Raw genomic sequence first — 20,993 nt, 5'->3', positions numbered from 1 at the left:
ACACGATGCTGAGTGAATTGTCCATTCGCAATTTGGCTGTCATCGAACACGTTCATTTGCATTTCAAGCAAGGCTTTCATGTGTTGACGGGGGAAACCGGAGCAGGCAAATCGATTATTATCGATGCGCTCAGTCTCGTCATCGGCGGCCGCGGCACCTCCGAGCTCGTTCGCCACGGCTGCGACAAAGCGGAGATCGAAGCGATGTTCGACCTGCCCGCCGACCATCCGGTATGGCAAGTGCTGGAGCGGCTCGGAATCGAGGGCGACGCCTCGGAGCCGCTGCTGATCCGCCGCGACATAACGGCTCAAGGAAAAAGCGCGAGCCGGGTGAACGGGCAGATGGTGAACCTCTCCATGCTGCGCGATATAGGCGCTCTGCTCGTCAACATTCACGGCCAGCATGAGCATCAATCGCTGCTCGACACGGAAGAGCATTTGCACCTGCTCGATTTGTACGGCGACACGGATATTGCGACAGCCAAGCAGGCGTATACGGCAGCTTACGAGGCGTATATGAAGGTGCGCAAAGAGCTGCAGGAGATCGAGACGGCAAGCCAGCAATCGCTGCAAATGCTCGATCTGTACCGTTTCCAGATCGACGAGATTGCGTCCGCCAAGCTGAAAGAAGGCGAAGATGCATCATTATCGGAGGAAAAGCGGAAACTAGCAAATGCCGAAAAGCTGTTCCAGAACGTGTCCGATGCTTACGAGCAATTGTATGGCGCCGGGCGCGGGCTCGACGCGGCAAGCAAAGCTGCAGCCAAGCTGCGCGATGCAGCCGTTTACGACGCAGCTAACTTGAACGGGCTCGTGGAGCAGATCGAGTCGGCGTTTTATCAGCTGGAGGATGCGGCGTATCAGCTTCGCGACTACCGCGATAACATCGAATTTAATCCGGGTCGGCTCGACGAAATCGAATCGCGCCTGGATCTTATAGCGTCGCTTCGCCGCAAGTACGGCGATACGGTGAGCGACATTTTGGCTTACCTGGAACGCATTGAACGTGAAGTGACGACGATCGAACATAAAGACGATATCGTCCGCAAGCTGCAGCAAGAAGCGCAGCAGCTTATCGCGGAGCTGGGACGGCACGCACGCGAATTGTCGGACAGAAGGCATGGGGTGGCCGCTCGGCTTGCTTCGGCGATCGAAGCGGAGCTGCGCGATCTGCATATGGAACGGACGAAATTCGAGGTAGCCTTGAACCGTGCCGAGGATGCCCGCAGCGAATTGGAGCTGAACGGCGCCCCGGTGAAGTTCGGCAAAGACGGCGTCGACCAGGCGGAGTTTCTGATGGCGCCGAACCCCGGAGAGCCGCTGCGCGGCCTTGGCAAAATCGCCTCCGGCGGCGAGCTTTCGCGTATTATGCTGGCACTGAAGACGATTTTCGCCCGGGTCGACCGCATTCCGGTGCTCGTTTTCGACGAGGTGGATACGGGGGTAAGCGGCCGCGCGGCGCAGGCGATCGCCGAAAAGCTGTCGCGCCTGTCCCGCAGCTGCCAAGTGTTTTCGATTACCCATTTGCCGCAAGTGGCCTGCATGGCCGATGTGCATTTCTCCATTCGCAAGGAGGTAGAAGGCGGCCGCACGTTTACGAAAGTCGCCGATGTGAGCGGGCAGGACCGGGCCGAGGAGCTCGCCCGCATGCTTGGCGGCGTCGAAATTACGGAAACAACTTTGCATCACGCTCGCGAAATGCTCTCGCTGGCTGACAGCCAGAAAGCGAAGATGTAGCGCACCCGATACAACATTTTCACTTATAAAACGAAAGGGGCACGGGTATCGTATAGGTACGCAATTGGCGATCCTCTTCGTCAGGCAACGAGAGAAAAGGGAGCGTGAGGATGTTGAACTCCAGCAAAAGAAAAAGATTGCTAGGACTTGTGCTCGTCTTCTTCGTTTGTATGGTCACGATTTCCACTCCTTTTCAATGCTACGCCTCCTTTCCCAGCGAGCTGCGCCTGTTTAGCGGCCAAGGCAAGCAGCTGCAGCTGGCGATGCCCGTGAGCGCCCAAGTTACCGTACGAGACCCCGAAATCGTCAAAGTGAACGGCGTCAGCGACCGTTCGGTTCGCCTCAATTTGAAAGATCCGATCTCCCTCGAGCCTAGCCGTTCCGGCCAGACGGAGATGAAGCTGAAGCTGTTCGGCACGATCCCGCTCAAGACGCTGAAAGTCAACGTTGTTCCCGAGCTGAAAGTGTATCCCGGGGGCCAAACGATCGGAGTCAAAATCAAATCCGCCGGCATACTCGTCGTTGGCCATCATCTCGTTACCGTAGCTCCCGATCAGAAGCTGTCTCCCGGCGAGGAAGCGAAAATTCAGCTTGGCGACCTCATTATGAAAATTAACGGCAAATCCTCCAACGACGTTTCCAAAGTGGCCGATATCGTCAACGAAGCCGGCCAAAGCAAAAAACCGCTCGAGCTCACGATCGCCAGAGGGAGCGATACGGTCAACATCAAGCTCCAGCCAGCTTACGACATCGTAGACAAGGCGTACCGACTCGGCCTTTATATTCGCGATTCCGCGGCAGGTGTCGGCACGCTGACGTTTTATGCTCCGGATCAAAAAGTGTACGGAGCGTTAGGCCACGTCATTACCGACATGGACACACAAACTCCTATCGTCGTAGGAGACGGCCAAATATTTCATTCCAGCGTGACGTCCATCTCCAAAAGCCAGCATGGGGAGCCCGGCGAGAAACGCGCCATTATCATCAAAGATAGTAAAGTGCTTGGCTCCATCGAGAAAAACACGTCGTTCGGCATATTCGGCAAAATGACGGAGCAGCCGGGCAACGGATCGTTCAAAGAACCGATACCCGTCGCCTTTTCCGAGGAAGTGAAAGAAGGGCCGGCACAAATTTTTACGGTGGTCGACGGACAAAAGGTAGAGAAATTCGATATTCAGGTCATGCACGTATCGAAGCAGGATTTTCCGGCGACGAAAGGGATGGTCATCAAAATTACCGACCCGCGCCTGCTGGAGAAAACCGGCGGCATCGTGCAAGGCATGAGCGGCAGCCCGATTATCCAGAACGGCAAAATTATCGGTGCGGTCACCCACGTATTCGTCAACGATCCGACCAGCGGCTACGGGTGCTTCATCGAATGGATGCTGCAAGACTCCGGCATCGTGTTGCCGAGACGGGGACAAGAAGAACTGAAGGCGGGCTAAGCCTTTGGTTTTTCTTTTTTTCCATCGGGCGGGCTGAGTCGGAGAGAGACGGCAATTGTCGAACAATGTAATATAGTGAAAGTAAATTTTTTATTATAAAGGATACATAAAAAAAAATAAAGTAAAATTATTTTCGACAGAAGGATATTGCGTATGAGTGTCGAATACGTAAATTAAAGCAAGAAAGAAAACCATATTCAACCAACGAGAAGTTAAGGAGGATTTGGAACTTGCAAAAGATTAAAATTTTGATGGCGGACGATAACCGCGAATTTACCCATTTGCTATCCGAATTTATTAGCGAACAAGACGACATGGAGGTTGTCGGCGTCGCCTATAACGGAAACGACGTGCTTCGCACGATTGAGCAGCAGCGGGAAGTGCCCGATGTCTTGATTCTCGACATTATTATGCCCCATCTGGACGGACTCGGCGTGCTCGAACGGCTGCGGGAGATGAATTTGAACCCGATGCCGAAGATCATTATGCTGACCGCTTTCGGCCAAGAAAACATTACGCAAAAAGCCGTGCAGCTCGGCGCTTCGTACTACATTTTGAAGCCGTTCGATATGGAGGTTCTGACGAACCGGATTCGCCAGCTGGTCGGCGTCCCGTCGGTCACTTCGACTTCCCATTCGCCTAGCCGCGGCAACGTTGTGCAGCTGCCGAAAGGCAAAAATCTCGACGCCAACATTACGACGATCATACATGAAATCGGTGTTCCTGCTCACATTAAAGGATATCAATATTTGCGCGAAGCGATTACGATGGTTTACAACAACATCGAAATTCTCGGCGCCATAACGAAGACGCTATACCCGGCCATTGCCGAAAAGTACAAAACGACGCCGTCCCGCGTCGAGCGCGCGATCCGTCACGCGATCGAAGTCGCCTGGACGCGCGGCAACATCGACTCGATTTCGTTCATCTTCGGCTACACGATCAACATCTCGAAGTCGAAGCCGACCAATAGCGAATTTATCGCGATGGTCGCCGATAAGCTGCGGATCGAGCATAAGGTGAGCTGAAACGTTGCGGGGCAAGGGTTTGCGGAGTTTTAGGCGTAAAACAATTTTGCGTATAAATATCCGAAATGGTTGATTTCAAACCAACTTACTTCCATGAGTTAAATGTATAAATACCACTATTTGTTGGGAACCCAAATTCCCAATAAGGAGTGGTATTTTTTTATGACTAATTTGGAATTTCAGATTGATAATTTTATGTTGTACTGTACTTCCCGGAATTTAGCACGTAAGACGTTAGCCAGCTATGAGCAGACATTAAAACTTTTTGCAAAGTATTTGAAAGACAATTTTGAAATTGATGATGCATCGAAAGTGCAATCGGGACATATTCGCCAATACATTAAGTACTTGCAAGAAAGAGGCAAATATACAGTTGTGAGTAAGCAGGAAAGTGTTAATAAGAATCATCCCCATAACCGAACAGATTACAAAAAAGAAATTTCAACAACCACTATCGCGAATTACGTCCGTAATATCAAAGTTTTTTTCAATTATCTTCACGAAATCGAAAGAGAACTTCCCAAAAATCCAATTGAAAAAATTGAAAATCCAAAAGTTGAAAGAAAAATGAAACAAACACTTTCTCCTGAAGAGATTAGAAGCGTACTGTCTCAATTCGATATTTCTAAGTTCCATGATTATCGGAATTGGGTAATCACTCGATTATTATTGGATACTGGAATGAGGATCGGAGAATGTTTATCACTTATGCCTGAACATATTGACTTTAATCATAAAAGCATTCTGATCAAGAATGCTAAAAATAAACAAGAACGATACGTTTATTTTTCAGTCAAGTTAAGCAGCGACTTGAAAAGTTGGCTAAAATATCGGGATCGTTATTCCGATAGTCCGTTCGTATTTCCAACAACGAAAGGGACACAGTTAGATATAAGGAATTATGAGAAGGCGTTACGTGATGCAGGGAAAAAGGTTAAAGTTGATATTCACCCCCACCAGCTTAGAAACAATTTCGCCAAGTATTACATATTGCATGGCGGTGATTGGTTCACGCTCTCCCGCATCTTAGGGCATTCCGGCGTAGAGGTAACTCAAAAGGCATATTTGGATTTTAGCAATGAGGAAGTCGGAAAGAAATATCAGAAGCACAGTCCTCTTGCTAATATGGAGGGGATTTGAAAATGAACAAAACGACCGAATTGCTGGATAATGCTATAAATATTAATCGCTTAATCTGGATTATGAACGATGAAGATGCTGACGTGTTGTTTAACATAGCCAAAAGGCATTTACAGCTTGCCAAAGAAGCGTTGGATAGAACTTGCACCGCTGAACGCAAAACCGCCATACAGGGAGAAATTGAACGTCTTAGGACTGAACGTGATTCGCTAATCAAAAAATACGCACAATAAACACGAAACGCCCTCATTGATCGGGGGCGTTTTTGTTTGTTGTCTTCAAATGAAAATCTTATCCTCACAACATCATTCTTCAATGTATTCTTTTACCTCGAATAATTCATCCAACGTAATATTCAAGTAACCACAAATGTTTGCAATTAATGATAATGGAACTCTGCTAATATTTAAGTCCTTATTATTGACGAGTTTATATATCGTTCCAATCCTTTCACCTGTATCTTTTGCAAGTTTATATGGTGTAATATCTCGCTTCTCAAGTGCTTTTTCTAAATGACAATAAAGCATAAATTTTTTCATAAAATTTCCCTCCAAAAATATTGACAACAAACGTCAATAGTCTTATATTTGATATAGACAACAAACGTCTATATACACCAAAAGATTATATCATCTTTTTGCAGGAAAAACCATGTTTTCTGCTAGTTTATTATTGCCATTTTAATTTGAGGAGGCCGACATGTCAAAAGAAATCCTATTGTACGAAGCACCAAACCGTTTGCAGGAAAGAGTAAAGGATTACATGACAAAGTATCCTCACACCTCACTTTTAGTCGTAAAACGGTACGACGATACGCCTTTCAAAGACAAAACGGTTATTCAAACTCGCTATGTGGTGTTTTTGGAAAACGGAAATTTATTAATGACTTTGGAATATGGAGAATCATCCGATCCTGAGTATGATTGGTATCGAGACGAAATCAGGGAATCATGCATGATTGCCGCTTATATGAAGGTTTTTTGGAAAAAAGTTGGTGGTTTAAGCAATGATGCTAGATTATATCCAACACAGGTATAAGGCTCTTGTTAAGGAAGCGTGTAGGAAGGAAACTGGCCTAGAAAGACGATTGGCAATACGAAAGGAATTAACGGAACTACGCCGATTCAAGAAAAAATATATAAGGGAGCGGGTTAAAATGACAACTACAACAAAAAGCTACAAACAAATTCTAATTGAATGGTTGATTGTATGGGGTTCGGCAGAAGAGAACGACGACGGTACGATGGATTTTTGGATGGCTGACATGGTTAAAGAGACGTGGACTGAGCAGCAATGTAAGGAATTTTTAGAATCATGGGACGGCAATGAACTCACAATTAGCAGACAATTAAACGATTTTTGTATCGATGTTTTGGGGGTAGTATGAGATGTATCGTTACTCTTATAAATGTGGTCTGTACGCAGACGGAAAACTTTGGGTCATGACTCGTCAGGGTAATTTTGTAGAGTTGAAGCTGGTTGCTGAAGCAGAAAAAGAAAAAAACCGCTAACGATATAGCGGCAACGGTGAATGAACAAGACAATATTATAATAGCATATGAGAAAAAGATTAGGAACAAGCAATCCGAATATGGGTTGCCTTTTATTTTTGCTGAAAAAGAAATGGAACTTAAGTTATGAAAAGATTCAAACAATTGTAACAATTATTATAGTATAATAGACCTAATTAGGATTTTCTATTTTTTATAAAATGGAGATGACTAATATATGAACCAAAATTTTTACAAAGAATTGCAGCAAATGAGCCGCAATGATGAGATGAGGGCGCAAATGCTTATAAAAGGGCTTAGGGAGATTTTGAAGGAAAAGAAAGAAGAGAATTTGATTAGTAAGATGAAGAGAAACAAGCCTAAAACAAATCCAAATTGGAATTGAAGCTGTCTTTAAAGGCAGTTTTGTTTTATGTGTTAGTTTATTGTTCTGGATGCATCGTTATCGACTCGAACGCGCATCGCAAGAATGCTTGATGTGATTGGGATTTCGGCGTTTATTAAAATGTATTAAATTGCATATTGGACAAATTGAGAATTGGAATGATAAGAAAATAAAAGAAAAATAAAGATAGTAGGAGATAATATGATGTTTTGCGATAAAAATATGGGAAATGAATTTATTTGGGAATTTGAAAATAATAGTGAAATTATACGCTCAACGGTATTATTTGATATGATGCGGATAAATGCAGTATTTATAAGGGATTTTAGGTGATTTAATATAGTAATGAATTAATGCGTTAATGCTTTAATTTAATAAAATGTGATACAATCATCGATTCGTGTTATTAATTACGATTGATTTATCACGATATTAGATTGTTTCAACGCGGTATTACATACAAAAAATCCACCCTTTCGGAGTGGACACTTATTTCACATTTTTTTAAGCGCTGCCGTCATTTCTTTTTGTGATGGATCGACGTAGATAGCCGTGGTCTGTATGGATTCGTGCCGCGCTAACCGTCTAATGATTTCAATTGGTGTTCCAGCATTAGCAAGATTTTTGCAAAATGAATGACGGAAACGATGAGGCGTAATGTTTTCCATGTGTGCTAACTCTGCATATTGGTCTAACATGACTTGGATTCCTCTAGCTCCGAGTTGTCCTGACCGCTCTGAAACAAACAGATAAGGAGATTGTTGATATATTGGTTTTGTTAAAGCTTGACGATATTTTAGCCACTTGCGAACATTCTTGCTGTATTTGTCAATCAACGTTACAGCGGCATACTTCCCATGCTTTCCTTCACGTATTGTTATGGTCACATCTCCATTTACTTTTATATCCTCAATCTTCAATTCCTCGACTTCCGCAACACGTAGACCGGCATAAAGCATAACATCGATAATGGCTAAGTTCCTTAGACGTTTAAATTCGTTCTTCTCAAGTTCAATGTATCCGATGAATTTATCCTGTTCTTCTTTAGTAAGCCACTTTGTTGTATCCTTTACAGTATCACTAGCTTGTATCTTTTGAATCTTGATCCTTGTCATTGGATTATCACTAATAACTTTCTCATCAACCAGATATGCGAAGAAGGTCTTTAATGATGCTATTGATTTATTGATCGTAGCTTGGGAGCGGTTTAATGTATGTTTCATATATGATACGAACTCTTTAATGTCAATTGGCTTTGCTTCAGAGATATTGTCATGTCCATAAGTTCCAGAATACCATTCGATAAATTGATTCAAGCATGTCTTGTATGCTTGGATTGTCTTTTCATTCTTGCCTTCCACATGAAGCCATTCAATAAACTCTGTTGCTTTCTTCATTGTATGTATCGCTCCTTTGATCGGAAAGTGTTCTGCGAATAATAAAATCAAAGATATTGCGGTGTTCTACGAATAATATAACACATTTTTGAGGCATATTCAACGCAGAATAATAATTCTACGAATAATTATTTTGAGTTGAATGGTCAGCAAATTCGTCACTCAAAAAGAAGGAGTCAACTGAAATAGCAGCAAAGTCATAACCGGGGCACGTTTACACGAACGCATATCACTTTATCGCACTAAAGCGTGATTGCACATCTGTTCCCACGTCCATGTTAGTGGTGGAGCGATAAAGTGTGTTTATCAACCATTCAAAAATAACAAATTGGGAATTACATCCATAAAAATAAATATTAAATATATTATTTTAACATATTGACGGCTAATATACAAGTATGGTATATTAATGGTGAGAGGTAGAATTTATCTCTCATAAAATCCATCATAATGATTAGTTTATTCCTTAGCCAGTTTTTATGGAACTGATATGAGTTAATAAACTGACCGCAGGGATATCGATCCTGCGGTATTCTGCTTTTCACAAAAGTCTTAATAAAATATCGATTTTATCTTAAGTGAGATTGAAAAGGAATAACCAGCGTTTGAAGTTGATCAGAAGTAGTCAGTATCTAAATATAACAAAAGAGGGGTCATGCTAGATTAAATGAATTTAAAAAGAATATCTTACTGAATTTAAAAAAATCTACATCAAAATCACAAAAAGATGAAATAATCGAAAAATTAATTTTATTTCCACAACACAACGTTCTTCTTTCAAGAAATCCTTTTTGGCATCCTAAACCAATAATGCACGAAGATATTGCAAAAATGTATCATTCGAGAAAATTTAAAACATATCGTTTGTTCTATGGTGATGACGAGTATCCATCTTATTTTGCGTTATTTTTAATCGAATTGGTTAATGATATCGAATTAAACGACGAATTCGGCAATGAATACACAAATGAGCAACTTTTCACATACATAATGAATGGTTTACACATCAAATTTAAAGAGGAACGACGTATACAATCAGGTGATGGTTCAATTGAAATCATTCCTGCTGGACGACATTTCAATTTTGATGAGTGGGCAAAGCCAGAAGTATACACTGTGCGTAGCAAACCAGAAAATGTACCCAAAAAGTTAATTCAAAAGCTGGAAAAAATACAAGAGGAAATGCACGAAGAAAAGGAAAATGATTTTATTACAAGCGTGATTGGATTTTTGGTGCAGAATCCTGTTGAAAGTATTCTTGCTAAAAAACCAAAGCTATTGCAACTGTGGTATGATTTATTTTATAGAAATATTCCTATTTTTATTTCTGCAAAAGGGAAACAGAGCAAGGCCGATTTATCATTTCGGGGAATGGAAAATGAAACGGGTATACCTAAATCTACGCTTGAGAGCAGATTCAATAAGCTAAGGGAAGTATTGAAAACTGAATACAACAATTTTTATCTAAAAAAAGCATCCTAGCAGTATTTAAAGATAAAATCTCGGACATATTTTCTTATATATATGTAGATGGGAATATTTTTCCTGTCTATTTTTTTATGGATATATAAAAATCTTAATCAAATTATTAATTTAGGGGGTGTAACGATGACCAATCAAGAAAGGGTTGAGTACATGTTGAAAAGGAAAGAAAAGAAAATCACTTTGACGGAGATTGCTGGCGAGATAGGGGTAAGTGTAGCTTGGCTTAGTTTGTTGGAATCGGGTCTAGGCAATCCGTCCCCAGAGGTGGCAGGAGCGTATATGCGGTACATTGATCAAACGCCAAGCAGACGTAAAATTGGGAGGTTGGATTAATTTTTTTTGATTTACTTGAAAATATTATAATACTCCAAAAATACCATAACATATGTATGAAAGAAATGCCAATACATAAATTATATCGAAAATAGAAAGGTGATAAATATGAATTACGAACTCATACAAAAAATTATAGCATCTGAAAGTGACGTCGGACAAAGGTATAGGGAAATGATTAATCAAGGTCTTACACATCAAGAAGTCATGCGAGAACTTTACGGCAGTAAAAAGAAAGATAATAAAAAGGAGAGATGAAAAAAATGGGATTGTGCTTAAGTTATATTGATCATAAAAATGGAGATATTTTGGTATGCGCTGATACTCGCATCAGCTATTTACACGGAGAAGAAGTTTATTGTGTAGCGGGCAACTTCTCGAAACTGCGTCGATTTGGAGATAAGGTAATACATATTCATGGTTTGGTTAATGTTGCAGAAGCAATTTTTAATCAAATCAAAGATGATTCTTCATTTGAGCAAATCTCAGAAAAGGCTAGGGAAGTTGTTCGAAACTTCAAAGATAATTTACCCAATGTAGAGTTTACTACTGAAATTTGTGTATTCTCTATCATTGATGGTGTAGCAACCATTCATAAAATGAATGATGAGAATGACTTTAAAGCCATCAAGTTCATCAATGACCTACAAAATATTTTCGCTATTGGACTTAAAAATAATGAAGCTTTAAGATATGTTGAAAATCTTTACAATAGCGATGATTCTAATAACAAGGCAATAGACGATGCATTTTATGAAACAATGGTTCATTTTTCTAAACAATATGGAGAATATGTCGGCGGTTATATGCAGGGGTACATTATAACTAAAGATGGAATCCAAAGTGCAAATGTATCGATTCCAGAAGATAAAGAGTTAAAACAGATTAAGACCATATTGTTCAGTTGTTAATGGTTTAACAAGTAGAGGAGAATGCTTGCGATGAGTTGTTTAGGAATCGTCTTACATAAAAATCTGATTATATTTGGCAGCGATACCGCTGCCTCTACATATGTCAATGATGTTCTATATCGAGTGAATGAAAATGTTAAAAAGATATTCATATATAAAAATTTGATGATTTTTGCTTGTGGGAGTTCAATCGGAACAAAGCAAGTCATGGATGAATTTGATAAGTCCAAGACAAAAACAGTTGATGAATTGCTCAAAATAGCAAAACATGAATATGAAAATTATATTTCCAAATTCGATGACAGTAGGGAGAAGGCATTAAATGGGCTTGATGTGGCCTTGCTTACCTTTACTATAGGTACATTTGAGAATGGAAAAGCGGTTATTTATCACTTCACCGATAAACACAATTTTAAATTAAATAGACATGAAGGAACCGATGATTATCAAATTTTAAGCGCTGGCATAAAAAATGAAATCATTGGTACGAAAATTATTGAAGAATACCAGAAGGATAATAATTTTGTAGAATCTTTTATTCGTGCATTTGATGATATTTCTTTCGAGGGCATAGGTGGAAATCTGAAAATCTATAAAATGGATAAAAGTGACGTACAGATTTTACACGATGCTCATATAAAAGAAAAGCCAAATTTAAAACGAACGAACGTCCATCACACGGATACCAACGGGAATTTGATGATTACCGGTAATATTACGGCTACAGGGGGAACCTTCAACGGCATCGTCAATGCCCAAGACTTCAAAATTCAAGGGGTTTCCGTCCTCAATGGAAATAAAATCAGTGGACAATACATTGATTCGATTTCGGCGGGACAGATTCAAGTGGGAACCCTCACGGGTTTTACGTTAACAGCAAGCAATATCAATGGTGGAAATATTACAGGAGCCACGATCACAGGTGGAAGTATTACTTCGAATACAAATATTAACGTGACGCAAGATATTACACTTGGAAGTAATTTATATTTAACGAATGCTACTAATACTAGCAGACAATCAATAGTCGCTCCCGGTGGTTCCAGTATTGATTTTCAAGGCAATTTAATGAGATTGTCTGCAGCAAGCCAAGTCGATGTGTCGGTTGGATACTTTAGTTATAATGGTGCAGAAGTAGCAACAAAAGATTGGGTTAATACAAGTGCAACAATCAAGTTGATTTAATGAAAAACACCCATCTTATTTGATGGGTGTTACTGTTTTATTATTAAAGTCAACTTTGTATTTCTGGAACTGTGCCAACTGTTGTTTTGAGATGAAATGTAAATAATATTTTTCTGAAAAGTACAGTTGATTCGTTTTAGCATCATGAAATTTATCGCTATCGGTTAGGATTGCTTGTTGATCAAATTCGACGCCGTTAATTATCATAATATATGACCGTTATCATCGAATCTTTTTCCCATAGGCGGATATTTATTGTAAACATCTGAAGCGTTGTAAAATATCATATCTTGTGTTGATTGACTTCCATTATTATCTGTTGTTGGTTGCTGCGTTGTAGTAGTAAGCGGCGTGGTTGATTGTGCGGGAGCGTTATCGCCATATGTCACCAACTCAACCGTTTGCGTCTGCTCATTCCAATTTATACTCAAGCCCGGTAGCAATGAAGCCAAGTCGCGCAATCTTAAGTAAGTATTTCCATTATACATAACCGGAGAATTATCTAACTTAATAGACGATCCATTAAGTGTAATAGGCAAATTAGGGCGAAGGTAGGCTTCAATTTTTTGTAGGCCATCTTCAGCAAACACAGACGTTCCCAACATTAGGAAACATCCAATCAATATACCGACAATCAATTGTCTATATTTTTTAAGCATAATCAAACCTCCCAATATCCAAAATGTGGCTCTGATTATTATACCACAAATCGTTGATAAAAGTAGACCTAGAAATATACAGCAAATACTTTCAATTGTCAATTGTATTTTTATTGTATTTTTATTGGTTTGTATTTTTATTGGTTATTCATATCTTATTAGAAATTTTGTTGGACAAACAGAAAGGGGAATATATATGGCAGACATAGTAGTTACCAGTATTGGAAACACAGGAGCACAATTTTACATTGAAAATCTTGGTTACTTGTGGGACACCAATCAATATAGCCAAGCTTATGCAACAGTCAATGGGGTATCCACCGCTCCAGTATATCCACCATCACCTCCCGGAACCGGATATACAACTGGATGGGGAAACATAACGGGTCTGTCACCGGGAACAAGTTATGTGGCATATGGCTATGTGGTTACTGCGCCCCCCGGCAATGCTACTGTTGCTTGCGGCAGTTTTGCTTTTACTACCACAGGGACAGCAAGACCAGCACTATTTGATTGGAGCATTTCTAAAGCAAGCGGGGTTCGATTACAGGTATCAGCACAAGAAATAAAAAATTTACAGGACAATATAAATGCAGTTCGAAATTATAAAGGATTTACTCCTTACTCATTTACGACTTGGCCTGTGGGGGCAACAGCAAATAGTGTTGCTTTATGGACTGAGATATATAATGCGATTAGTACATTAAATCCCCCACAAGTTCCGGTTGTGCCTAATAGTAGTACCGTATTCAATAATTCATCATTCTTTGCAAGTTATAAAAATAGTATCAATAGTGTTACGTAGGGAATGCGTTTCATTGCCTAAGATCACGTTTATATCTTATAGGCAATTTTCTTATAAAGAATTATTGACAAATTGCCTATAAATTCTTTCACCCAAATCTCCTAAAATGTGCTAAGATGTACTTAGTAAAAGAAGCCAAATAGTATATAGCATCTTTCAAGTATCTAATCTGTTAATTTTAAATTACATAGACTCATATACATCTTCCTAACAAGCTTGCTGGGAGGTGTTTTATGGGAAAGAAGAGAGGGAAGAAGAATATGGACGCATTGGTTAAGCGGCCAACCACTCCCGCTGAATCACTTAAGCAATCACTTATTGAAATGAAACTGATTCGCCAAGGAAAGAAGAAGGGAAAAACTTGGTCTGAATTAAGGGACGAATTGAAAAAAGATAAGTGACGAGCGGGGTTATTGTTTTGTATACGATCATAGCCACTGAGCAATTTGAAAAAGACATTAAATTTTATAAGAGAAAAAAGAAGTTCAATCATATCGAAGATGATGTTGACGAAGTTATTAAAGAACTTCAAAATGGTAATTTAATTGGTGACGAAATCCCCAATTTAAAATTACCAGAAATGAATCATCATATAAGGTTAGAGTTGCAAATACAGATACTAACGTTGGTAAGTCAAACGGATATAGATTAATTTATTATGTTGTAAAAGATGATACAACGATATTTCTTTTAACAATCTACTATAAGAAAGACCAAGAGAATATAACTGAAAAAGAAATAATTTATCTAATTGAAACTTATTGTAAATAAACATAAAGTCACCTGAAAAGGTGGCTTTTTTGGTTTTCTTAAGGAGCGGGACTAACCCTTCCGCTTCTTTTTACATAAAAATTCCCAAAAGGACGGTGAAACGGTTGAAGGATAACAAAACATAACGTCTTCTCCCTTTTGTAGAATCAATGATTTTTTAAAGGGAGAAAATGCAATAGAACAGCAACATTGATATTTGAGCAAGAAGTAAGAGAAGGCGAAAATGTTTTTTCTTTCGCCTGAGCAATGCAACATGAAATTAAATCAAAAATGCCAGAATGGATTTGGAGTGATGCTAATTTTAGCATGTGCTTGTCGAACGATATAGATAGCTTTTTTTCGGCAACACTCCTAAAAAAGATAAAAAATTGGAATATATCGCATTTTTACGACTTCAGCAGTATTTATAAATCAAATCAGCAGCCAAAAGGGGAAAAGCTCATAGGCGTAGATATTGCCTTGGAAGGGAATGCCTACTGCTTCGATAATCATGTGACGCTTCTTAATGCGGGAGATACGCCGAATCCTAATAGCTGCAACATCAACAATATTTTAAACATCACCAGAGATAACTATTTTCAGAAATACTGTATGGGAACGAACATGCTCATATTGTCCTTGTTCAGTGTGTTTGATTTAAAGAGTCTTTCTGATGATCAGAAGATTTTCCTTTGGTGCGTGGATGTTTCGTACAAAGGCCATTATTCAAATTACGAAAATGATAGGAATGCTCATTCAACATATATTGAGATTCTACAACTGGAGCCAATTGCAGACGTTTTCGACAGATATTCACCAGATGATTTTAGACAGTTTATTAAAGAATATCTTCTATTCGAAAATATCAAGGTGAATGAAGCGGGACGCCTAACAACCGGCATTAGATTGGATTTGGTTCAAAAACTTTTTCCGGAATTAGAACTGTCCTTACCAGAAGAAAAATTTATCAAAACGCATTCGTTTAAACTAGGTAAGGCCAACCTACCGCAAAACAAGAAATTGTTCAAGGGGGAGAACAAGCGATTATTTTCTTCGCCTTGACAGGTAAAAATTTTGTCGTTTATTCCACAAGATAATAGTGGCCGCTTTGCCGCTAAGGGGGGATTTAAAAACATGAATGAAGATATAACAACTTACGTCCAATCCAGGATCGATCGTCAAACGGAACGCTGTCAAGTTTCGATTATTATAAATATTGAAGGTGAGCAATATGTGCAGGAGATCGGTTGCTGGAGCAATGTCGAACATGGGGAACATGAAGCACAAAAAATTGCTGAGACAATGGGATGTGCTTATGTGGCCTGTTTTGAGGAATAGGAGGGGGAGTATACCTGATTCCCCTGTTCAATCTTTAAACCTACGTTACGGGAAAAGAGAAAAAGGGATAGACCAAGGAAACGTGGGTATTTAATTAATAGGAAGCACATATTCACCTAATTTAATTAATAGGAAACAAATATAAGTAAAGTGTTAAAAACAATTGATCAAGGAAGGTCAAACATAGTATACTATTTATGAGGAGTGCTATTTTTTAACGCCAAAAAGGATTCGACATTTTTTTCTGTCAAACCCTCAGCGTAATGTGCATTTAAGCACCAGCTAAAATATAACGGTACACTCTTGTACAACTCATATTATACAGGAAAAATATGAGTTGTACAAGATGAAAATTAAAAAAATATAAAGGAGATAACCAAGTATGCTAATCAAAGAAATCGAAATCAGTAAAATTGTGCCCAATCCAAATCAGCCACGAAAACACTTTGACGAAGAATCGCTTAATGAACTCGCCAATTCAATTTTAAATGATGGATTACAGGAACCAATTCTCGTTCGACCAACAGGAAATGATATGTATGAAATTGTCCAAGGTGAGCGTAGATATCGGGCGCATCTAATTGCTAAACTTGAAACGATTCAAGCAAAAATTAGGGATTTGAACGATGAAGATGCTTTTCATTTGTCTGTTATTGAAAATATTCAGCGTGAACAATTGACACCAATCGAGGAAGCACAAACTTTTCTTAGGTATACACAACTAGGCATGACTCATGAAGAGATTGCAAAGAAGATAAGTAAGACTCGTGATTATGTAACAAGTAAGTTACGATTGTTGAAATTGTCTGAGGGCGTTCAGAATATGATCATTAAAGGTTTGATTAAAGAAGGCCACGCCAAACAACTTCTTCGATTAAAACCAATTCTTGAGCGCATATGTACAGAGAGTTATTCAATTGTTAAACAGGATTTGTTCGAATTATTTCAAAGTAAGTTCAGTACATATTTTTGGAGTAAAGAATCTATATCGGTTACGGATGTAAAAAAATGGGTAGATGAGTGGTATTATGCACTTGTGTTTTCCTCAATTCGCCAATCCTTAAATTTTGGTTCGGCTTTAATGTACACGAAGAGGGAAAGATTGCCATTCGGATTGTCAATAGATATGTTTTGTTACATGTACGGAAACAATTTTGAAAACCTGACTTCTGAAGATTTAGATTTCGCTGCTGAATTTGAAAAGGATTTACTCAAGCATTCGTACGATAAAAAATTTAGAAAATGGTCGATTGATAGGTTCTATGATTCGATTCGAAACAAAGAGAATCCCATTGACCAAGAAACAGCGATAGAATGGATACAGCCAAGCAATTATCGTTTTGTAAATTTATTTGATTCACTGAGAAATGAGCGAAGAAACGAACACGGAGAACTTGCGATTATATACAGCTCTGACCACTATCACAATTTGATCAATGAAATTAACAGTAACAATGAACTTTGGACAGATTTTTTTGCTTTGATGTACGGCATTTATTCAAATCATTCGGATGCCCATTTCCTTCCTCAAACCATAAAAGAATTTTACGAGGCCGATGAGTTCATACGTGAAAGAGGTTGGACTGTTAATGATTTACTGTTTGGTGACTTTTCTCATTCATCAAAAGAGGATTTGCTTCGTGTGCGTTTGCTAATCGAGCAATGTCATCGGATTAAAGATAGTGAGGGTCAACCTAGAATGACTAATCAACAATTGGCTGAGATGTTGGTGGTAAATTTTAATACTGGCAATGACGTTAGTTTTCGAACTTGCATTAGATACAGTAGAGTCAGCACTTTCTATTGATATTTCTCAAGAGGAAATAAGCAGAAGGTTATTTGAAGTTGAACAATTATAATTGTGTCACGTGACACATATCCCTGCTACATTGTTAACTGTAGCGGGGATTCATGTTTATTTGATAATTCAAACGGAGGCTATAAAGTGAACGACCTATTTTATTGTTATGACTTCAATCTCGCAAAGTATTTAAGGTACGAAAAGGGGATTAACTTTATTACAAAAGCCAAGCATTTAAAGACGGATAAGATATTTCATCTTTTTGTCATAAATGATGAGTTGGAGCGGGCGATTTCAGAATATAAAGAAACAATTAGATAAAATAAAGCGGGGGTTACTCATATATTGGATAATCAGAAAATCATAAAAAAATTAGGCGATCTTTATATCATTCAGAGGAAAAAATATCTAGTCCAGTATCCCAGAAACTACGTAACACTTACGGCAGGAGAGCAAACAAAAAAAGGGAAGAAGGTTACTGCCTTAACGGACAGGCATTTACAGAAGCATCTAGAAGGCGAATTTACGATAGGGACATTTGGAGGGAAGTTCAAAACTAAATTCATCACTTTTGACGTAGATTTTGGTAGTAACGCAGAAATGGCGAAATGGATTACATACAAAATTTCTGAAACTTTGAGGGAGTTTGGTATCAATGACCACTACATAAGTTATAGCGGAAATAAAGGATATCATATTGATTTGTTCTTCGAGGATTTAATTTTAATTGAACATGCTAAGAAATTCTTCGACCATATACTAATCCAATCAGACATATTGCAATATTTTGATGATGGTCAAAAAGTTGAATTTAGACCAACAGACGCACAAGGAGTTAAGATTCCTTTAGGGGTTCATCAAAAAACCAAAAAATATTGCGGTTTTTGCCTGATAAAAGATGGCTTGAAAGTAATGGATCGAGAACGGAGCGAAGAATATTTATTTTACAATAAAAGATAAATTCGCAGATTGTTTTGGACGTTATTGAAGAAGAAAAGAAAGATAATATTCCAAAGCAAGAATTTATCAAAACTGAGGATGCAATCGCGGCGCATAAACCTTTACCTTCATACAAACCGACAGAAGATTATTCCATTGAAAGAGCACAAGATTTGTTGCTGAATGGTTTAAAGGTTCAAGGCAGCGACATAATTCCATTAAAAATATTATTGCTTATCTAAAATATAGTGGCTTGGAACAGGAACAGACCAAGCATGAGTTGTATGAATGGATGAAAAAGCAAGACCCAAATACATATACAACTCCACTAAAGGATTGTTTCAAAGACATAGACGAATTGGTTCAATACATATACTCAAAAGATTATACAATTAAGCCGCCTGAAAAAGATATATCGGTTACATATGAGGAGATAAAGGCAATTATAAAAAAGTGTCCAGAAAAAAATCAAAAACTGCTTGCTTACGCTTTGTTGATACATAGCAAACGCTTTGCTCTCAAAAGTGGTATTTTCTACATGTCGTTTCCTCAAATGGTAAAAACAACTGGCTTAGGAGAGGCCACGGTTTTTAGACAGGTCGAAAAATTGATAAAACTAGGTGTAGTAATCGCCGAAGAACGAAACCGAAAACAAAAGGGAAGCGATAAGTGCTTACCTAATAAGTATAGATTGGATTTGCTAGAAACTAGCGAAAATCCAAACTTAGAAAATAATGCTGATAATATATATGTGACACAAAATTACAATGACATTTCGGCATGTTTGCAATTTTACTTTACCTACGATGAGTTGAAACAACTATTGCCAAGACGACAATACAATAACCTGATAAGTTAAAACATTTTATTAAGGTACAGTGAAATAAGCTGTACCTTAAAATTCATCTCATCTAAACCATCATTTCCATATAATAACATATTTAGATTAATTTCTAACATATAGTTCTATCCCTTTCCCAGAGCCACCCCAAAACAGTCCCCCCGGACAGGGAATTTAATAAAAAACCTATTCCTTATCATTTTGTACAAGAAATTTTATATCCGATAGGAATAGTAGGAAATAAACAGTTGAATTTGGATAAGTGGGGGTTCAGGATAGACCCCCATATTATTCCCGTTCTATAACTTGCGCCACGCTATTTCCGCACTTGTTACATTTCCCCCTCAACAACAAACCGTTGGCATCGTTATAAATCGAACAATCAACAATTCTAACAACATCTAAACAATTCCCGCAAAAAACGTTATTGAGGATATGATCACGCTTTTCTTTTGGGATAGCATTCCAAAATCGAAGTGCATCTACTTCACAAATTAAGTTATTATCGATAAATTGAAGTGATGTATTTTTCAAAAGGTAGAATTGTGGTTGCATCAAGTACTCCAGAGGGTATATGTGTTCTCTTGCTGAAATCAGAGCTTTGAACAGGGCAACTGGACGTTTTTGTTCGTTTTCATCGAGATAGTGCATACCAAGATTCTCGGGGGATTTAAGTTGAACGATGATAAATGTATCTTCTTCATTGGTTAACTTGTATATGACATTTTCCGGTTTGAATACATTCCCCGCATGGTCAAAAGTAACCACATGGAACTTCTTGTTCCGCCACTCTGTTTTGATGACCTTAAAAACTTGATTTTTGACAAGATCAATAAATCTTTCGTGGTCAAGCGTTAATTCGATCCCAATAATGTACCCTTCCTCGTCCATATCATTTCCATATTCAGTATTATAGCCTATCTCATGGTCAGCTTTGAAGGTATTCGCGGCTATGGTCATCCTATCCAAGTAAGAAGCCAATTTTGCATCTGAAACATAAGGGATTTTAATTTGTGTTGGATTTACAAAATTGGCAATTTCGTTTTTGCCTCGATCAAAGTCATCGAATTCATCCTCTGTTGGTTCTTTTAAATAAATGTATCCCAGTTCGGGGCCATTACCATAATAGCAGGTGATTAACAATTTATTTTTCCCCTTTTTGTGAATGTGCTAATTAATTATTAGACGTAACGCATGCGCAAATGTTTCTTTGGACGATTGAATTAGAAGGAAAGTGTAGGGAGTTTGTCGAAATGAGTTTTTAATCGTTTTTTATATGCAGGAACAAATGCGCTACTATTTAA

At 38.8% G+C, this 20,993-nt stretch carries 27 protein-coding genes; 23 read left to right on the top strand and 4 right to left on the bottom strand.

The window, feature by feature from the left end:
• Positions 1-5: 5 nt before the first annotated feature.
• The 5 genes from recN to SD70_RS26085 all read left to right on the top strand — a co-directional run bounded on the left by recN (position 6) and on the right by SD70_RS26085 (position 5,582).
• Positions 6-1,736, top strand: a complete 1,731-nt coding sequence (gene recN / locus SD70_RS26105) for a DNA repair protein RecN (RefSeq protein ID WP_041051091.1) — start codon at positions 6-8, stop codon at positions 1,734-1,736.
• A gap of 110 nt (positions 1,737-1,846) precedes the next feature.
• A complete protein-coding gene (spoIVB, locus tag SD70_RS26100; RefSeq protein WP_041051089.1) occupies positions 1,847-3,181 on the top strand; it encodes a SpoIVB peptidase in 1,335 nt (444 codons plus the stop codon).
• A gap of 230 nt (positions 3,182-3,411) precedes the next feature.
• A complete protein-coding gene (gene spo0A, locus SD70_RS26095) occupies positions 3,412-4,209 on the top strand; it encodes a sporulation transcription factor Spo0A (RefSeq protein WP_041051088.1) in 798 nt (265 codons plus the stop codon).
• Positions 4,210-4,371: 162 nt separating this feature from the next.
• Positions 4,372-5,349 (top strand): tyrosine-type recombinase/integrase, encoded by a 978-nt coding sequence (locus SD70_RS26090; RefSeq protein ID WP_041051087.1) that lies wholly within the window; start codon positions 4,372-4,374, stop codon positions 5,347-5,349.
• A 2-nt stretch (positions 5,350-5,351) separates the two neighbouring features.
• Positions 5,352-5,582 (top strand): hypothetical protein, encoded by a 231-nt coding sequence (locus SD70_RS26085; RefSeq protein ID WP_041051086.1) that lies wholly within the window; start codon positions 5,352-5,354, stop codon positions 5,580-5,582.
• 72 nt (positions 5,583-5,654) lie between these two features.
• On the opposite strand, the gene SD70_RS26080 is transcribed toward SD70_RS26085, so the two are convergent.
• Positions 5,655-5,888 carry a helix-turn-helix domain-containing protein gene (locus SD70_RS26080; protein ID WP_041051085.1) on the bottom strand — a complete coding sequence of 78 codons (234 nt, stop codon included), beginning with the start codon at positions 5,886-5,888 and terminating at the stop codon, positions 5,655-5,657.
• A gap of 160 nt (positions 5,889-6,048) precedes the next feature.
• On the opposite strand from SD70_RS26080, the gene SD70_RS26075 reads away from it, so the two are divergent.
• The 4 genes from SD70_RS26075 to SD70_RS36405 all read left to right on the top strand — a co-directional run bounded on the left by SD70_RS26075 (position 6,049) and on the right by SD70_RS36405 (position 7,245).
• A complete protein-coding gene (locus SD70_RS26075; RefSeq protein ID WP_041051083.1) occupies positions 6,049-6,387 on the top strand; it encodes a hypothetical protein in 339 nt (112 codons plus the stop codon).
• Positions 6,388-6,505: 118 nt separating this feature from the next.
• On the top strand, positions 6,506-6,736 hold the full coding sequence (locus tag SD70_RS36415; RefSeq protein WP_156158201.1) for a hypothetical protein: 231 nt from the start codon (positions 6,506-6,508) through the stop codon (positions 6,734-6,736).
• Between the two features lie 92 nt (positions 6,737-6,828).
• Positions 6,829-6,990: a hypothetical protein gene (locus SD70_RS36410; protein WP_156158200.1), complete on the top strand. Its 162-nt coding sequence runs from the start codon at positions 6,829-6,831 to the stop codon at positions 6,988-6,990.
• 87 nt (positions 6,991-7,077) lie between these two features.
• The gene (locus SD70_RS36405; RefSeq protein WP_156158199.1) at positions 7,078-7,245 is read left to right on the top strand and encodes a hypothetical protein; all 168 of its coding nucleotides are present in this window, start codon (positions 7,078-7,080) and stop codon (positions 7,243-7,245) included.
• Positions 7,246-7,739: 494 nt separating this feature from the next.
• Here SD70_RS36405 and SD70_RS26065 read toward each other — a convergent pair whose 3' ends face one another.
• The gene (locus SD70_RS26065; RefSeq protein WP_041051079.1) at positions 7,740-8,642 is read right to left on the bottom strand and encodes a tyrosine-type recombinase/integrase; all 903 of its coding nucleotides are present in this window, start codon (positions 8,640-8,642) and stop codon (positions 7,740-7,742) included.
• Between the two features lie 810 nt (positions 8,643-9,452).
• On the opposite strand from SD70_RS26065, the gene SD70_RS26060 reads away from it, so the two are divergent.
• From SD70_RS26060 to SD70_RS26045, 4 genes are all read left to right on the top strand, one after another.
• Positions 9,453-10,124 carry a hypothetical protein gene (locus SD70_RS26060; RefSeq protein ID WP_156158198.1) on the top strand — a complete coding sequence of 224 codons (672 nt, stop codon included), beginning with the start codon at positions 9,453-9,455 and terminating at the stop codon, positions 10,122-10,124.
• Positions 10,125-10,250: 126 nt separating this feature from the next.
• Positions 10,251-10,460 carry a helix-turn-helix domain-containing protein gene (locus SD70_RS26055; protein ID WP_041051075.1) on the top strand — a complete coding sequence of 70 codons (210 nt, stop codon included), beginning with the start codon at positions 10,251-10,253 and terminating at the stop codon, positions 10,458-10,460.
• Positions 10,461-10,714: 254 nt separating this feature from the next.
• The gene (locus SD70_RS26050; protein ID WP_041051074.1) at positions 10,715-11,371 is read left to right on the top strand and encodes a hypothetical protein; all 657 of its coding nucleotides are present in this window, start codon (positions 10,715-10,717) and stop codon (positions 11,369-11,371) included.
• A gap of 30 nt (positions 11,372-11,401) precedes the next feature.
• A complete protein-coding gene (locus SD70_RS26045) occupies positions 11,402-12,556 on the top strand; it encodes a hypothetical protein (protein ID WP_041051073.1) in 1,155 nt (384 codons plus the stop codon).
• A gap of 203 nt (positions 12,557-12,759) precedes the next feature.
• On the opposite strand, the gene SD70_RS26035 is transcribed toward SD70_RS26045, so the two are convergent.
• Positions 12,760-13,215: a stalk domain-containing protein gene (locus SD70_RS26035; RefSeq protein WP_041051069.1), complete on the bottom strand. Its 456-nt coding sequence runs from the start codon at positions 13,213-13,215 to the stop codon at positions 12,760-12,762.
• A gap of 25 nt (positions 13,216-13,240) precedes the next feature.
• Here SD70_RS26035 and SD70_RS36400 point away from each other — a divergent pair, with 25 nt between their 5' ends.
• The 10 genes from SD70_RS36400 to SD70_RS26005 all read left to right on the top strand — a co-directional run bounded on the left by SD70_RS36400 (position 13,241) and on the right by SD70_RS26005 (position 19,707).
• Positions 13,241-14,020, top strand: a complete 780-nt coding sequence (locus SD70_RS36400; RefSeq protein ID WP_156158196.1) for a hypothetical protein — start codon at positions 13,241-13,243, stop codon at positions 14,018-14,020.
• 233 nt (positions 14,021-14,253) lie between these two features.
• The gene (locus SD70_RS36395; protein ID WP_156158195.1) at positions 14,254-14,421 is read left to right on the top strand and encodes a hypothetical protein; all 168 of its coding nucleotides are present in this window, start codon (positions 14,254-14,256) and stop codon (positions 14,419-14,421) included.
• 17 nt (positions 14,422-14,438) lie between these two features.
• Complete coding sequence (locus SD70_RS26030; RefSeq protein ID WP_197081192.1) at positions 14,439-14,672, top strand: hypothetical protein; 234 nt, start codon at positions 14,439-14,441, stop codon at positions 14,670-14,672.
• A gap of 389 nt (positions 14,673-15,061) precedes the next feature.
• Positions 15,062-15,832, top strand: a complete 771-nt coding sequence (locus tag SD70_RS26025; protein WP_156158194.1) for a hypothetical protein — start codon at positions 15,062-15,064, stop codon at positions 15,830-15,832.
• 72 nt (positions 15,833-15,904) lie between these two features.
• Entirely contained in the window at positions 15,905-16,108 is a 204-nt protein-coding gene (locus SD70_RS26020; RefSeq protein ID WP_041051065.1) for a hypothetical protein, read from the top strand.
• A 382-nt stretch (positions 16,109-16,490) separates the two neighbouring features.
• On the top strand, positions 16,491-17,915 hold the full coding sequence (locus tag SD70_RS33995; protein WP_052487893.1) for a ParB/RepB/Spo0J family partition protein: 1,425 nt from the start codon (positions 16,491-16,493) through the stop codon (positions 17,913-17,915).
• Positions 17,916-17,969: 54 nt separating this feature from the next.
• Positions 17,970-18,230, top strand: a complete 261-nt coding sequence (locus tag SD70_RS38650; RefSeq protein ID WP_331436845.1) for a DUF5659 domain-containing protein — start codon at positions 17,970-17,972, stop codon at positions 18,228-18,230.
• 24 nt (positions 18,231-18,254) lie between these two features.
• Positions 18,255-18,869, top strand: coding sequence for a TOTE conflict system archaeo-eukaryotic primase domain-containing protein (locus tag SD70_RS26010; RefSeq protein WP_041051064.1), 615 nt, complete (start codon positions 18,255-18,257; stop codon positions 18,867-18,869).
• 14 nt (positions 18,870-18,883) lie between these two features.
• Positions 18,884-19,090 carry a hypothetical protein gene (locus SD70_RS36390; protein WP_156158193.1) on the top strand — a complete coding sequence of 69 codons (207 nt, stop codon included), beginning with the start codon at positions 18,884-18,886 and terminating at the stop codon, positions 19,088-19,090.
• A 50-nt stretch (positions 19,091-19,140) separates the two neighbouring features.
• The gene (locus SD70_RS26005) at positions 19,141-19,707 is read left to right on the top strand and encodes a hypothetical protein (protein ID WP_041051063.1); all 567 of its coding nucleotides are present in this window, start codon (positions 19,141-19,143) and stop codon (positions 19,705-19,707) included.
• A 270-nt stretch (positions 19,708-19,977) separates the two neighbouring features.
• On the opposite strand, the gene SD70_RS38645 is transcribed toward SD70_RS26005, so the two are convergent.
• Positions 19,978-20,832, bottom strand: a complete 855-nt coding sequence (locus SD70_RS38645; protein WP_052487892.1) for a hypothetical protein — start codon at positions 20,830-20,832, stop codon at positions 19,978-19,980.
• Positions 20,833-20,993 lie beyond the last annotated feature (161 nt).

It is taken from the genome of Gordoniibacillus kamchatkensis (genome assembly GCF_000829455.1).
GTDB classification, from domain to species: domain Bacteria; phylum Bacillota; class Bacilli; order Paenibacillales; family NBRC-103111; genus Gordoniibacillus; species Gordoniibacillus kamchatkensis.
This window is presented reverse-complemented; position numbering and strand designations above follow the sequence as displayed.